Consider the following 13,957-nt stretch of genomic DNA (forward strand, 5'->3'; position numbering starts at 1 on the left):
GCGGGTACGCTCAGCGCCATGGAGCCGCTCGACGTCATCGCCCTCGTCGGAGAGGTGATCGCGTGGGTCGCGCTGGCGGCAGGCGGCGTCCTGCTCCTCGCCTTCGCGTTCGCGCGTATGGCCGACGGGGCATGGGATGCGATCGAGGTCGCGATCGTGGAGCGCGACGACGGCACCGTGGTGCGCTGGTTCGCCGACGGGGAGTTCCACGAGCGACCCGTGGAACCGGGGGAGGAGCCGAAGCCCGACTCGGAGGACGGCGAGCCGCTGGCCTGGGTGCGCCGTCGCAGCCCCGACCGGCTGCGGTTCGAGGCCACGTCGCACCTGCCGCGCGTGCTCGGCATCATCGCGGTGATCCTCGTCGGGATCGGCATCGTGGCCACCGTCGCATCGACGGTCGCCGGCGTCGTCGGCTGAGGCGAGACGAGCCGGAGGCGAATCCGCCGCCCGGTCGCCCGCGCCGCGGCATCCGCTATTCGAGCGCCGCGAACTTCTCGATGTCGCCCTCGGTGCCCGACACGATGATGAGGTCGTGGTTGGACACCACCGTCTTCTCGGTCGCGTAGGTGAACGGCTTGCCGGGGCTCTTCACGCCGACCACGGTCACGTTGTGGCGGGAGCGTACGCCCGAGTCGGTGAGGTTCTTCCCCCGGATCGGCTTCGGCGGGTACATCTTCACGAGGGCGAAGTCGTCGTCGAACTCGATGAAGTCGAGCATGCGGCCCGACACCAGGTGCGCCGTCCGCTCGCCGGCCTCGCGCTCGGGGTAGATGACGTGGTTCGCCCCGATGCGCTCCAGGATCTTGCCGTGCGACGTCGAGATCGCCTTCGCCCAGATCTGCGGGATCTTGAGGTCGACGAGGTTCGCCGTGATGAGCACCGAGGCCTCCACGGACGAGCCGACGGCGCACACCGCGATCGAGAACTCCTGCGCGCCGATCTGCTTCAGCGCGTCGAGCGACTTCGCGTCGGCGACGACGGCGTGCGTGACGCGCTCGGCCCACTTCTGCACGAGACCCTCGTCTTCGTCGACGGCGAGCACCTCGCGGCCGAGGCGGTCGAGCTGGCCGGCGGTGGCCGCTCCGAACCGACCGAGTCCGATGACGAGCACTGGGGCGTCGTGCTTGATGCGATCAACCAACGATGGGCCTCTCTTCCGGTCGTCTGAACAGCTGGCGCTTCTGCGCGGCCGCGAGGGCCGCAGCGAGGGTGACCGTGCCCACGCGTCCCATGAACATGGTCGCAGCCATCACGTACTTCCCCTCGGGTGGCAACGACTCGGTGAGCCCCGTCGAGAGCCCGCAGGTGGCGAACGCCGAGATCACGTCGAACAGCACGAAGTCGAGGGCCGACTTCGTGATCTGGGTGATGATCACGGTCGAGACGGCCACGATGGTCGCGCCCCAGAGCACGACGCTGACCGCGAGTCGCAGGATGTCGCGGGGGATGCGCCGCCCGAACGCCTCCATCGCGGGAGCACCGCGCGCCTCCGCGTACGCCGCGAGGAACAGGACCGCGAGCGTGGTCACCTTGATGCCGCCCGCCGTCGAGGCCGAACCGCCGCCGACGAACATGAGCATGTCGGTCACGAGCAGGCTCGAGCCGTAGAGGTCGGCCATCTCGATCGTGGAGAAGCCTCCCGACCGGGTCATCGTCGACATGAAGAACGCCTCGTAGAAGGTCTTCACGAAGCTGAGGCCGCCGTACGTCTTCGGGTTGTTGTACTCGAGCACGAGGAACGCGATCGCGCCCGAGACCCACAGCGCGATCGTGGTGGTCAGGGTGAGCTTGACGTGGACGCCCCATCGGCGTGGGCTCTTCCACGTGCGCAGCAGGGCGAAGATCACCGGGAACCCGAGGCTGCCGAGGAACACGGCGAGCATCATCAGCGACTGGAACCAGTAGTCGTCGAAGAACTCGACCGGGCCGAGCGGGTTCGGGTTGAAGCCCGTGTTCGTGAAGGCGCTGACCGCGTAGTAGGCCGAGTACCAGAGGCTCAGGCCGAAGTCGTAGCCCTTGGCGAGCACGCTCGGCATCATGCCGATCATGACCACGGCTTCGATCGCGAGGGTGCTGACGGCGACCGTCACGAGCAGTCCGCCGACCTCGCCGAGGCGGACCGCCTGCCGCTCGGAGACCGGACCCGCGTGCACCCTCGATGGGTTGGTGTCGCTCGCGGCCATCAGCTTGGCGCGCAGCCCGAGCCGACGCGAGACCACGAGGCCCAGGATCGACGCGAGCGTGAGGACGCCCATGCCGCCGACGTTCATGCCGATGAAGATGATCGTGTTGCCGAACGGGGACCAGTGCGTGGCCATGTCGACCGTCGTGAGCCCCGTCACGCAGATCGTCGAGACGGCGGTGAAGAAGGCGTCGTACAGCGGCGTGCCGCCGGTGCCGGACCCGGCACGCGCGAGCGGCAGCGAGAGCAGTGCCGTCGTGATCAGGATCAGCGTGGCGAAGACGAGGATGGCGAATCGCGACGGCGAGCTCTTCACGAGCACGTCGAACGCGTCGCGCACCCCGCCGAGCCATGAGCGTCGGGCGGGGCCCCGACGACCCACGGTGTTCGAGGTCATCCGCCCTCCTCCGCTCGACGCGAGAGTCATGGTACTCCCCGGCTCCGGCGCGACTGGCTACCCTTGCACCATGGCGGACATCTTCGACGTGGTGGCGGATCCGACCCGGCGCGACATCCTCGGCGTGCTCCTCGACCGGGAGACCTCCCAGCCCGAGTCGGGCGGCGAGATCAGCGTCGGCGAAATCGTCACGGCGCTCGGCGTGAGCCAGCCGACGGTGTCGAAGCACCTGAAGGTCCTCCGCGAGTCCGGCCTCGTCGGGGTGCGCGAGGAGGGCCAGCACCGCTACTACCACCTCGACCGGGCACCGCTGGAGCGGCTCGAGGACTGGTTGATCCCCTTCGTGACGACGGATGCCGCGGCCGACGCGGCCACGCTGGCGGGCGCCGATGCCGGCGCCGAGGAGTCCCTGAACGACGACCAGCGGGCCTTCGCCTCGGCCATCGGGAAGGCCTTCGCCGACACCGCTCGCCAGGTCACGGCAGTCGTCGGCGCGAAGCGCCGGCGGTAGTCGCGACGCGCTCCCGCAGGTTCAGCGCAGGCGCTTCACCATCTCGAGCTCGAGGCCGCCGGGCTCGAGCTCGTACTCCCGGCTGTGACCGGTGTAGGAGAAGCCGCGACGCTCGTAGTAGCGGCGCGCCCGCGGGTTGTCCTCATGCACCTCGAGGCGGAGCGTGTCGGCGCGGCCGGCCGCCCACCGCTCGATCTCGTCGAGCAGCGCGTCGGTCACCCCCGAGCCCCCGCCCCGCCGGTCGGGCGTGACGTAGACGCCGACGAGCAGCGGGCCGGTCGCGGCATCCGGCACGAAGCAGCCCATGGTGCCGACCCAGCGGTCGTCCTCGATCGCGACGATCACGGTCTGCGTGGCCGACTCGCCGCGCTTCGCGCGCGTGCGCCACTCGGACTCGTCGAACTCGATCGCCCGCTCGTACCGATCGCCGAAGGCGATCGGCGTGTCGCGCAGCATCTCGAGACGGAGGTCGCGGACCTCCCGCCAGTCGTCCTCGCGGGTGGTCCGGATGACGAGTTCGGGTCGGGCCATCACCCGAACCTAGCGGATGCCGCGGGGCGGCCCGAACGATCCGGACGGCGCCTCTCGGTCGAATGGGCTAGACTACCGCGGGGCGTTTCCGCCCACGGCTGCGGCACGCGCGGCCGACCCGATCTTTGTGAGGTTTTCGTGGGTTCCGTCATCAAGAAGCGTCGCAAGCGCATGGCGAAGAAGAAGCACCGCAAGCTGCTTCGCAAGACGCGCCACCAGCGTCGCAACAAGAAGTAGTCGCTCAGCGACCACGGCAGGGCGCCGGGCCTTCGGCCTGGCGCTTTTCGCTGCCCGCGGCAGGATCCGCACCTCCCAGCGCGGCGGGGAGGGTCCGGGTGCGCGACGTATCCTGACGGGGTGAACCCGACGCTCCGCGACATCCGCCTCACCCTCATCGGCAAGCCCGGATGCCACCTCTGCGACGACGCACGCGAGGTCGTCGCCTGCGTCCGTGAGGAGCTCGCCGCAACGCCGGGGTCGCCGCGGACCACGCTCGAGGAACGCTCGATCATCGACGACGAGGCGCTCCGCGCACGGTACGCCGAGGAGATCCCCGTCCTGCTCATCGACGGCGAGGTGCACGGCTACTGGCGCATCGACCCCGTCCGCCTGAAGACCGCGCTCCTGGCGCGCGGCTGAGTCCCGCCGCGGGCGGTCGCGTCAGTCGTCCGACGCGTCGGGTGGGCGGATGCCGCCGCGCCGACCGACCTCCGGGGTGTCGAGCCACGTCGCCCGCGCCGCCCGGTCGGCCGCCTCGCGGCGTGCGAACCAGCCCGCGATCGGCACGTCGGTCGAGGAGTGCGCGACGATCGAGAGCACGATCGCGACCACGACGACGTGGAACATGAAGTCCGCCTCCGGCGCACCGCTCTGCAGGACGAGCAGCCCGTACAGCACGGAGGCGAAGCCCTTGGGGCCGAACCAGGCCGCCGTCGCGCGTTCCTCCCACGGCAGGCCGCTGCCGATGAGCGAGAGCTCGACCGCGGCCGGGCGGGCGAGCACCATCAGCAGCACGCCGAACAGGTAGGCCGTCCACGGCACGGAGGCGAGCAGTTCGGGGGAGATGAGCGCACCGAACATGAGGATCGCGAGGAGCTTCATGAGCTCGGAGAACTGCCCGCCGAACTCGGCGAACGCGTCGCGCATCTCGGGTGCGGCGGTCGCGATGGTCATGCCGGCCGCGTAGGCGGCGAGGTAGAGGTTCGCGTGGGTGACGGTGCAGATGCCGAGCACGACGAGCGCGACCGCGACGGGCGTGAGCGACGCGTACAGCGGGGTGCGCGAGAACACCCTGCGTCGCACCAGCCACGCGACGACGAGCGGGACCGCGATGCCCACCGCGATGCCGAGCGCAAGCTCCTCGGCGAGCACGAGCGGCTCCACCTCCGGCCCGCCGACGGTCGCGATGAGGATGAGCACGACGGGCAGCGCGAGGCCGTCGTTGAGGCCCGACTCGACGCCGAGCAGGTGACGCACGCGGTGCGGGATCTCGGCGCGACCGACGATCGCCGACGCGAACACCGGGTCGGTGGGCGCCAGCACCGCCGCGACGAGGGCCGCCTCGAGCCAGCCGAAGCCGAGCAGCCACACGCCGAGCAGGGTCGTGATGACGAACGTGATCGGCATGCCGAGCAGCAGCGCCCGGCCGGGCAGTCGCCACGCGGCGCGCAGCTGCTGCAGCGCGACTTCCTGCCCGTCGGTGAAGAGCACCACGAACAGTGCCAGCGACGAGACGGTCGTCACCGTCGGGTCGGTCGGCTCGAGCACGATGACGTCGAGCATCCCGCTGCCCAGGACGAACCCGGCGACGAGGAACAGCACCGTCGTCGAGAGCACCGTGCGGTGCGCGATCCCGGAGATCAGGATCGCGGCGAGCAGCACGAGCGCGAACGACAGCAGCAGGGCATCCACAGGCCCGAGTCTGCCGAACACCTCGCTCGCCTGTCACCAGCCCTGCCGCATCCGCCCCGCCCGCCCCGCCCGCCCCGCCCACCGAGATGACGCGAACTGCGCTCCCGGCGGCCGTTCAGCGCCGTTCGCGTCATCTCGCGGAGGGCTTGCCGGAGACGACCCGTCCTCGACAGGGTCGGGCATCGCGGGGAGCGCCCGGCTGGGGCGGAACGGTCGTGCGTCACGGGCCGCGAGGACGAGGGTTGCGGGGTGGGCACGCGCACGGGACTGCCGGAGGAGCTCGCCGGGACGGCGTTCTCGGTCGCGCGTGCGCGCCGCGCCGGGGTCGGAGCGGGTCGGCTCAGGGGCTCCGACCTGACCCGGCCGTTCCACGGCGTGCGGCTTCCGGCATCCGTCGACCTCGACCTGCTCGCCGTCTGCCGCGCCTACGCCGAGCGCATGCGGCCGTGCGAGGCGTTCAGCCACCGCACGGCCGGCGCCCTCCACGGACTCCCCGTCGCGGGTCGGCGGCCCGACGGCACGATCGACGTCGTCGCCGTGGAGCCCCACGGCCTGCCACGTGCACGCGGTGTCCGCGGGCATCGGGTCCGCCCGGAACTGGTGCGCGTCGGCACGATCCACGGGGTTCGGGCGGTCTCCGCGATCGACGCGTGGTGCCAGCTGGCCGGCGAGCTGACCGAGCGCGAGCTCGTCGTCATCGGCGACGCTCTGGTCCGTCGGCGGCAACCGTGCGCGACGCTCGACGGCCTGCACCGTGCCGTGGCGCGCACGGCCGGCCGCCGCGGGCACCGCCGCCTCGCGCGGGCGATCTCGCGCGTGAGACCCCGCACCGATTCGCCCGCGGAGACCCTGCTCCGACTCGACCTCGTCGACGCCGGACTTCCCGAGCCCGACGTCAACGTGCCGATCCACGACGCGTCGGGGCGGCAGATCGCCATCGGGGACCTCGTCTACGCGCGCTGGCGCGTGCTCGTCGAGTACGACGGCGAGCACCACCGGAAGGACCGTGCGCAGTACTCCCGGGACGTCGACCGGCTCGACGACCTCGCCCATGCGGGATGGCGCGTCATCCGGTTCAACGCGGCCCACCGCGGCCGGCGGCGGGTCGACCGCATCGACCGCGTCCGTGCGGCGCTCGTCGCCGCCGGCTGGGTCCCGTCGCGCTGACGCCCGCCCGCTGAGATGACGCGAATCGCGACTCGGGCGACGCCGGACGACCGTTCGCGTCATCTCAGCGGGCGGGCCGGTGGCCGGCGCGTCGGGCCGGGCCGGCTAGGGGAGCAGGCGCGTCGGGCCGCGGAAGAGGTACGTCGTCTCGCGGATCGAGTGCTCGTCGAGCATGAGCATCAGCAGGCGCGCGAGGCCCATGCCGAATCCGCCGTGCGGCGGCACGCCATAGCGGAAGAAGTCGAGGTAGAACCCGAGCTCCTCGGGGTCGAGGCCCTTCTCCTTCGCCTGCTCGACGAGGATGTCGATACGGTGCTCGCGCTGCGCGCCCGTCGAGATCTCGACGCCGTTGTAGATGAGGTCGTACGAGTTCGTGATGCCCGGGTCGCCCTCGCGGCGCATGTGGTAGAACGGCCGGATGCTCGAGGCGTAGTCGGTGAGGAACACGAAGTCGTGGCCGTAGGTCTCCTTGACGTACGCCGAGATCTGGCGCTCGCCCTCGGGGTCCATGTCGGCGTCGGCGCGGGGCACGACGTAGCCGCGCGACGCGACGATCTCCTTGGCCTCCGCGAGCGGGATGCGCGGGAACGGCGTGGCCGGCACCGTGACCTCGACGCCGAAGAGTTCGCGGATCTCGTCGGCGTGCTTGGCGACGACGGCCGTGAAGCCCGCGACGAGGAGTTCCTCGTGCATGGCCATGACGTCCTCGTGCGAGTCGATCCAGCTCATCTCGGCGTCGATCGAGGTGAACTCGGTCGCGTGGCGCGACGTGAACGACGGGTCGGCGCGGAACGCGGGGCCCACCTCGAAGACGCGGCCGAGCCCGGCGGGCTGGGCCATCTGCTTGAAGAACTGCGGGCTCTGCGCGAGGTAGGCCTTGCCCTCGAAGTAGCCGAGCTCGAACAGCTCGGCGCGCGACTCGGATGCCGAGGCCATGAGCTTCGGGGTCTGGATCTCGACCCAGTCGCGCTCGACCCAGTAGGCGCGGAGGGCGTGCAGGAAGGTCGTCTGCACGCGGAAGATGAGGTTCTGCTTCGGGTGGCGGAGGTCGAGGAAGCGCCAGTCCATGCGCTTGTCCAGGCTGGAGTCGGCCGCGATCGGCGTCTCCTCGGCCTCGGTGACGACCTCGAGCGTCTCGAGCTTCACCTCGAGCCCGCCGAGCTTGACGCGCTCGTCGTGCTTGAGCTGCCCGGTGACGGTGATGAAGGTGCCGTGGCCGAGCGCCGAGATCTGCTCGGTGAGCGCGAACGCCTCGGCCGCGCCGACGCTGACGCCCTCGGGGTCGAGCTCGCGCACGGCGGGGTTCACGAGCTGCACCGCCCCCGACTCGTCGCGCAGGATGATGAACTGCACCTTCTTCTGGTCGCGGACCGTCTCGACCCAGCCGGCGACGGTGACGGGGCCGTCGGGACGGGCGGCGAGCTGCTTGACGAGGGTGCGCGTGTTCACGAGCGCCCATCCTACCGGCCGGGGATTCGGCCCCCGGCCCGCGTGCGAGCCCCGGGGCGCACGGCGGATTCCGAGGGAACCGCTTCGTAGACTGGAGGGCGTGCCGGCCGAGCAGATCCATCTCGTGCGCCACGGCGAGGTCTTCAACCCGCAGGGCGTGCTCTACGGCCGACTCCCCGGATTCGGGTTGAGCGACCTCGGCCGCGCGATGGCGGAGTCCGCCGCAGTCGACCTGGTGACGCGCAAGCGGCCGGTCGCCGCGCTCGTCTCCTCCCCGCTGCAGCGCACGCAGCAGTCGGCCGAGCCGATCGCGAAGGCGTTCCGCCTCGAGCCGACGATCGACGATCGCATCATCGAGCCGACCAACCGGTTCGAGGGCAAGCGCATGTCGGGGCGCGACTCCGCGCTCCGCGACGTCCGCAACTGGGCCTTCCTGGTGAACCCGTGGGAGCCGAGCTGGGGCGAGCCGTTCCGGGCGATCGCCGACCGCATGATCGAGGCGATGGCGGATGCCGCCGACTCCGTCGACGACGGCGATGTCGTGATGGTGAGCCACCAGCTGCCGATCTGGATGGTGCACCGCCGCGTCGCCGGGCGCTCGCTCGCGCACGACCCGCGTCGCCGTCGCTGCGCGCTCTCGAGCATCACCACGTTCGAGCGCCGCGGCGCCCGCTTCGTCGAGGTCGGCTACCGCGACCCGGCAGCCGGGCTCCAGTCGCAGGCCACCGACGTGGGGGCGGTGTGATGCGCGCACGCAGGTTCGCGGCGGTCGCCGCGCTCGCCGTGGCATCCGTCGTCGCCTTGGCCGGCTGCTCGAGCGACCCGCTCGCCGAGCAGTACCGCGAGGGCAGCGGCAAGGGCTACATCGCCGGCGACGGCACGATCGCCGAGTTCCCGGCCGAGCAGCGCGGCGAGCCGGTCGAGTTCTCGGGGACCACGATCGAGGGCGACGCGCTCGGCTCGGACGACCTCGCGGGCGAGGTCGTCGTCGTCAACTTCTGGTACGCGGGCTGCGCGCCGTGCCGTGCCGAGGCGCCCCTGCTGCAGGAGGTCTTCGAGGAGTTCGACGGGAACGGGGCGGCGTTCGTCGGCGTGAACGTCCGCGACCAGGCGGCGACCGCGGCATCCTTCGAGGAGGGATTCGGCATCACCTACCCGTCGATCGTCGACGCGAACGACGGCGCCGTGCAGTACGCCTTCGCGGGCGACGTGCCGCCCGCGGCCGTCCCCACGACCCTCGTGCTCGACGCCGAGGGCCGGGTCGCCGCGCGCATCCTCGGCCAGCTGAAGGACGCGTCGATCCTCGAGACGATCGTGCGCGACGTCATCGCCGAGCAGGCGTAGCGGGCGGCGGCGGGCATGGACCTCGGCGAGATCGTCTTCAGCGGGCAGCTGCTCGCCGCACTCCCGATCGCGCTCGCCGCGGGGCTCGTGTCGTTCCTTTCGCCGTGCGTGCTGCCGCTCGTGCCGGGGTACCTCGGCTACCTGGGCGGGTTCGCCGATGCGAGCGCCGAGGCCGACGAGGCCCGCCGCGCGCGTCGCCGGCTGCTGCTCGGCGTGCTGCTCTTCATCGCGGGCTTCACGCTCGTCTTCCTCGTCTTCACGACCGCGTTCGGCGTGCTCGGGGCCTGGCTCGCCCGCTGGTCCGACCTGATCATCCGCGTGCTCGGCGTCGTGCTGATCCTGATGGGGCTCGTCTTCATCGGCCAGTTCACGTTCCTGCAGCGCACGGTCAAGCCGTCGTGGCGGCCGGCGACGGGTCTGGCGGGGGCGCCGCTGCTCGGCATCGTGTTCGGCCTCGGCTGGACGCCCTGCATCGGCCCGACCCTCGCGGTCGTGCTCGCGCTGAGCGCCGACTCGGCCTCCGCGGGGCGCGGCGCCCTGCTGGGCCTCGCGTACTGCATCGGCCTCGGCATCCCGTTCGTGCTGGTCGCGCTCGGCTTCGGCTGGGCGGCGAGCGCGCTCGCGTTCGTGCGCCGGCACATCCGTGCCGTGAACCTCATCGGCGGCGCGCTGCTCATCCTCATCGGCCTGCTGATGGTGTCGGGCCTCTGGACCATCTGGATGTACGACCTGCAGGCGGTGATCAGTGGTTTCGTCCCGGCGATCTGAGGCTGAGCGAGCGGATGCCGCGTCCGCGCGCGACACGGGCGTCGACCCGATGCGCCCGGCCGACTACGACGACGGCACCGCCGGTTCGGCGGGTGCGGGCGCGCCCGACGGGCCCGACGGCACGGCCGCCGCGGGTTCGGTCGGCCCCGGGGCATCCGTCACCGCACCCCGGCTCGGGCCCGTCGAGTGGCTGCGCTTCGCGTGGCGCCAGCTCACGAGCATGCGCACGGCGCTGCTGCTCCTGCTGCTGCTCGCGATCGCCGCGGTGCCGGGATCGCTCGTCCCGCAGCGTTCGAGCGATCCGAACGGCGTCGTGCAGTACTTCGCCGACAACCCCGACCTCGCACCGGTGCTCGACTCGTTCCAGATGTTCGACGTGTACACCTCGGTGTGGTTCTCGTCGATCTACCTGCTGCTGTTCGTGTCGCTCATCGGGTGCATCATCCCGCGGACGAAGCACCACCTCGAGGCGCTGCGCGCCCGTCCGCCGAAGACCCCGGCGCGGCTGTCCCGGCTGTCGGCGTACACCGAGCGCGAGCTCGCCGGGGCCGGGCCGGCCGGCGGCGGCGCTGAGGCCGCGATCGCGTCGGCGTCCGCCGACCTCAGGAAGGCGGGCTACCGCGTCGAGCGCTACGACCAGCGCGGCGCCCCGTCGGTCTCGGCGGAGCGCGGCTACCTCAGGGAGACCGGCAACCTCGTCTTCCACACGGCCCTCGTCGGCGTGCTGGTCACCGTCGCGATCGGCGGCGGGTTCGGCTTCTCGGGCCAGCGGGTGATCGTCGAGGGCCAGTCGTTCGTGAACACGCTCGCGGCGTACGACTCGTTCAACCCGGGGCGGTTCTTCGACGACGGCCGGCTCACGCCGTATCGGCTGACGCTCGACGAGCTCGACGCGGTCTACGAGACCGAGAACACCGACGCCCTCGGCCAGCCGATCGACTTCACGGCGCACGTCACGATCGACGGACCGGACGGGGCGACCGAGCGCGACGTGAAGGTGAACGAGCCGCTGTACGAGTACGGCACCGACGTGTACCTGCTCGGGAACGGCTACGCGCCGACGATCACGGTGCGCGACCCGGAGGGCGAGGTCGTCTTCACCGATTCGGTGCCGTTCCTGCCGCAGACGGCGAACCTCACCTCGATCGGCGTCGTCAAGGTGCCGGACGGCCTGTCCGAGCAGATCGGCCTCGTCGGCTTCTTCTACCCGACGCAGGACGTGCTCTCGACCGGCGCGTACACCTCCACCTACCCCGACCTCGTCTACCCGGTGCTCACGCTCAACGTGTACTCGGGCGACCTCGGCATCGACGACGGCACGCCCCGCTCGGTGTACCAGCTCGACACGAGCGGCATGGAGCAGCTCACCGGCGGGCAGACGGGCGTCGACTCGGTCGAGCTGATGCCGGGGGAGTCGACCGAACTGCCGAACGGGCTCGGCACGGTCGAGTTCGAGTCGGCGTCGCCGGATGCCGCGAGCGACGACTACTCCCAGAGCGTGCCGCGGTTCGCCTCGTTCGACGTGCACCACGACCCCTCGCAGCTGTGGGTGCTCGTGTTCGCGCTGCTGATCCTCGGCGGGCTGCTGCTCTCGCTCTTCGTGCCGCGTCGGCGCGTGTGGGTCAAGGCCGTCACGCGGCCCGACGGGCGTGTCGTGCTCGAGTACGCGGGCCTCGCGCGCGGCGACGACCCGGGGCTCGAGCGGGCCGTCGAGGAGTTCGCCGACCGCCACGCGGGGCCGGTCTCGTCGGGGCCCGACGCCGCATCCGGACCCGAGAATCCTTCGACGTAAGGTGGAACAGTGACGCTCGACGAGATCTCCATCATCGCGGTGTACTCGGCGATGGCCGTGTACGCGATCGCGTTCATCGCGTACGCGATCGACCTGGCCCGCCGGTCCGCCGCGTCGGCGCAGGCGACGGATGCCGCGGCCGCGCGCATCGCGGAGAACACCGTCGCCGGCGGGGCGTCCGAGCGCGAGCGCGTGCTGCAGGGCTCCGCCGCGTCCGCTCCCGCCGCGACCGCCGGCTCCGCCGGCGGGACCGCCTCGTCGAAGCCGCGCGCAGGCAGGGCGGCCGGCCGCCGCGGTGCCGGGGCGCCCGCCGCGCCATCCGTCGACTACGGCCGTTCGCCGTCGCTCCGGGTCGCGGTCGCGATGACGGTCATCGCCTGGGCGCTGCACCTGGCCGCGACCGTGCTCCGCGGCGTCGCCGCGAGCCGCGTGCCGTGGGCGAACATGTACGAGTTCGCGCTCACCGGCACGCTCGTCATCACGACGGTCTTCCTCGCGGTGCTCCTCATCGCCAAGACCGACCTGCGATTCCTCGGCACGTTCGTGACCGGTCTCGTGCTGGTGCTGCTCGGCGTCGCGACCGTGAACTTCTACGTGAGCGTCGTGCCGCTGCCGCCCGCGCTGCAGTCGGTCTGGCTCGTGATCCACGTGTTCGTCGCCACGTCGGCCGTGGGATTCTTCGCGCTCGGGTTCGCGCTCTCGGTCGTGCAGCTCATGCAGTCGCGCCGCGAGGCGATCGTCGCGACCGCCGACTCCGTGAAGAAGTCGTTCCTGGCGACCCTGCCCGATTCGACGGCGCTCGAGAACCTCGCGTATCGCGTCAACATCGTCGGCTTCATCCTCTGGACGTTCACGCTCATGGCCGGCGCCATCTGGGCCGAGAAGGCGTGGGGCCGGTACTGGGGCTGGGACACCAAGGAGGTGTGGACCTTCATCATCTGGGTGGTCTACGCCGGATACATCCACGCGCGCGCGACCCGCGGATGGCGTGGCTCGCGCTCGGCGTGGCTCGCGATCATCGGCTTCTCTGCGGTGCTGTTCAACTTCACCGTCGTGAACCTGTTCTTCAAGGGGCTCCACGCGTACTCCGGGCTGTGATCCGCAGACCCGTCGCTCCGTCTTCGAGGGCTCCCGCCGGCTTCGGCTGCGGGAGCCCTCGGCTCGTTCCGGGGTGGGCGGGATCAGCCGATCGGATGCTGCCCTGCAGGGCCTCGCGCCCGGCCTCCGATCGCGACACGCCCGGGATGCAAGCCCGATTTGCCCGACGGTTCGGCGGCACGTAGATTCTTCTTCGTTGCCACGGCAGCCGGGAGCGAGAAGCTCACGGGGCCGGGCAGCGAATCCCAGCCAAACAGCCTCGTAGGCGCCTCGTGCGACTCGGTTGCTTCAAGCCTGGGAGACGTATCACCCACCACCTGCTCGGCCTCGAGTCGAGTCCCGAACACTCAGCGTTCGTGAAGTCGGTGGTGGTACTGTAGGGAAGTTGCCTCGGTGGTGCTGGCTCGGTTTCGGGTTGGTGGGTCGGGTGCGTCCGTTCCTTGAGAACTCAACAGCGTGCACTATGTTCAATGCCAATTTATTTGAACCCCGTTTCTTCTGCCGTTTTGGTGGGGGATGGGTTTCCTTTGATTGATGGACAATTTGATTTTTTCAAGTCAGTTGTTTCTCTGTCAGTGATTGAACTTGACCTTCTCCTTTTTGGGGTTGGTTGAACCATTTTTTTTGGAGAGTTTGATCCTGGCTCAGGACGAACGCTGGCGGCGTGCTTAACACATGCAAGTCGAACGATGAACCGGGTGCTTGCACCTGGGGATTAGTGGCGAACGGGTGAGTAACACGTGAGTAACCTGCCCTGGACTCTGGGATAACCCCGAGAAATCGGAGCTAATACCGGATAGGACCTTG

General features: G+C 70.6%; 15 protein-coding genes and 1 rRNA gene. 11 read left to right on the forward strand and 5 right to left on the reverse strand.

The features are described 5' to 3' along the window. The first annotated feature begins 18 nt into the window (after positions 1–18). Positions 19–417, forward strand: a complete 399-nt coding sequence (locus tag ACFVHK_RS03655) for a hypothetical protein (RefSeq protein WP_376927628.1) — start codon at positions 19–21, stop codon at positions 415–417. A 55-nt stretch (positions 418–472) separates the two neighbouring features. Here the strand turns inward: ACFVHK_RS03655 and ACFVHK_RS03660 are convergent, their stop codons facing one another. Next, positions 473–1,141, reverse strand: coding sequence for a potassium channel family protein (locus ACFVHK_RS03660; RefSeq protein WP_129233667.1), 669 nt, complete (start codon positions 1,139–1,141; stop codon positions 473–475). After that, the gene (locus ACFVHK_RS03665; protein ID WP_376927629.1) at positions 1,134–2,579 is read right to left on the reverse strand and encodes a TrkH family potassium uptake protein; all 1,446 of its coding nucleotides are present in this window, start codon (positions 2,577–2,579) and stop codon (positions 1,134–1,136) included. The genes ACFVHK_RS03660 and ACFVHK_RS03665 overlap by 8 nt, the downstream gene beginning before the upstream one ends. 70 nt (positions 2,580–2,649) lie before the next feature. Between ACFVHK_RS03665 and ACFVHK_RS03670 the strand changes: the two genes are divergently transcribed. Then, the gene (locus ACFVHK_RS03670) at positions 2,650–3,090 is read left to right on the forward strand and encodes an ArsR/SmtB family transcription factor (protein ID WP_129233669.1); all 441 of its coding nucleotides are present in this window, start codon (positions 2,650–2,652) and stop codon (positions 3,088–3,090) included. Between the two features lie 21 nt (positions 3,091–3,111). On the opposite strand, the gene ACFVHK_RS03675 is transcribed toward ACFVHK_RS03670, so the two are convergent. After that, positions 3,112–3,621 (reverse strand): GNAT family N-acetyltransferase, encoded by a 510-nt coding sequence (locus ACFVHK_RS03675; RefSeq protein ID WP_376927630.1) that lies wholly within the window; start codon positions 3,619–3,621, stop codon positions 3,112–3,114. Positions 3,622–3,759: 138 nt separating this feature from the next. Here ACFVHK_RS03675 and ACFVHK_RS03680 point away from each other — a divergent pair, with 138 nt between their 5' ends. Together ACFVHK_RS03680 and ACFVHK_RS03685 are read left to right on the forward strand one after the other, a co-directional pair. Continuing rightward, entirely contained in the window at positions 3,760–3,858 is a 99-nt protein-coding gene (locus tag ACFVHK_RS03680; RefSeq protein WP_003792170.1) for a 30S ribosomal protein bS22, read from the forward strand. 120 nt (positions 3,859–3,978) lie between these two features. Further along, positions 3,979–4,260, forward strand: coding sequence for a glutaredoxin family protein (locus ACFVHK_RS03685; protein WP_376927631.1), 282 nt, complete (start codon positions 3,979–3,981; stop codon positions 4,258–4,260). Between the two features lie 21 nt (positions 4,261–4,281). Here the strand turns inward: ACFVHK_RS03685 and ACFVHK_RS03690 are convergent, their stop codons facing one another. Beyond that, positions 4,282–5,532 carry a cation:proton antiporter gene (locus ACFVHK_RS03690; protein ID WP_376927632.1) on the reverse strand — a complete coding sequence of 417 codons (1,251 nt, stop codon included), beginning with the start codon at positions 5,530–5,532 and terminating at the stop codon, positions 4,282–4,284. A gap of 249 nt (positions 5,533–5,781) precedes the next feature. Between ACFVHK_RS03690 and ACFVHK_RS03695 the strand changes: the two genes are divergently transcribed. Then, positions 5,782–6,699: an endonuclease domain-containing protein gene (locus ACFVHK_RS03695; protein WP_376927633.1), complete on the forward strand. Its 918-nt coding sequence runs from the start codon at positions 5,782–5,784 to the stop codon at positions 6,697–6,699. 105 nt (positions 6,700–6,804) lie between these two features. Here ACFVHK_RS03695 and aspS read toward each other — a convergent pair whose 3' ends face one another. Beyond that, positions 6,805–8,148: an aspartate--tRNA(Asn) ligase gene (gene aspS, locus ACFVHK_RS03700; protein ID WP_376927634.1), complete on the reverse strand. Its 1,344-nt coding sequence runs from the start codon at positions 8,146–8,148 to the stop codon at positions 6,805–6,807. Between the two features lie 100 nt (positions 8,149–8,248). Here aspS and ACFVHK_RS03705 point away from each other — a divergent pair, with 100 nt between their 5' ends. From ACFVHK_RS03705 to ACFVHK_RS03730, 6 genes are all read left to right on the forward strand, one after another. Then, entirely contained in the window at positions 8,249–8,893 is a 645-nt protein-coding gene (locus ACFVHK_RS03705) for a histidine phosphatase family protein (protein WP_129233673.1), read from the forward strand. After that, complete coding sequence (locus ACFVHK_RS03710) at positions 8,893–9,492, forward strand: TlpA family protein disulfide reductase (RefSeq protein ID WP_376927635.1); 600 nt, start codon at positions 8,893–8,895, stop codon at positions 9,490–9,492. Before ACFVHK_RS03705 ends, ACFVHK_RS03710 begins: the two co-directional genes overlap by 1 nt. A 15-nt stretch (positions 9,493–9,507) precedes the next feature. Continuing rightward, positions 9,508–10,260: a cytochrome c biogenesis CcdA family protein gene (locus tag ACFVHK_RS03715; protein ID WP_376927636.1), complete on the forward strand. Its 753-nt coding sequence runs from the start codon at positions 9,508–9,510 to the stop codon at positions 10,258–10,260. A gap of 49 nt (positions 10,261–10,309) precedes the next feature. After that, positions 10,310–12,052, forward strand: a complete 1,743-nt coding sequence (gene resB / locus ACFVHK_RS03720) for a cytochrome c biogenesis protein ResB (RefSeq protein ID WP_376927662.1) — start codon at positions 10,310–10,312, stop codon at positions 12,050–12,052. Positions 12,053–12,103: 51 nt separating this feature from the next. After that, positions 12,104–13,150, forward strand: coding sequence for a c-type cytochrome biogenesis protein CcsB (gene ccsB, locus ACFVHK_RS03725; RefSeq protein ID WP_376927663.1), 1,047 nt, complete (start codon positions 12,104–12,106; stop codon positions 13,148–13,150). 621 nt (positions 13,151–13,771) lie between these two features. Then, positions 13,772–13,957, forward strand: a 16S ribosomal RNA gene (locus ACFVHK_RS03730); the annotation flags it as partial.

Source organism: Agromyces binzhouensis, assembly GCF_042672355.1.
GTDB classification, from domain to species: domain Bacteria; phylum Actinomycetota; class Actinomycetes; order Actinomycetales; family Microbacteriaceae; genus Agromyces; species Agromyces binzhouensis.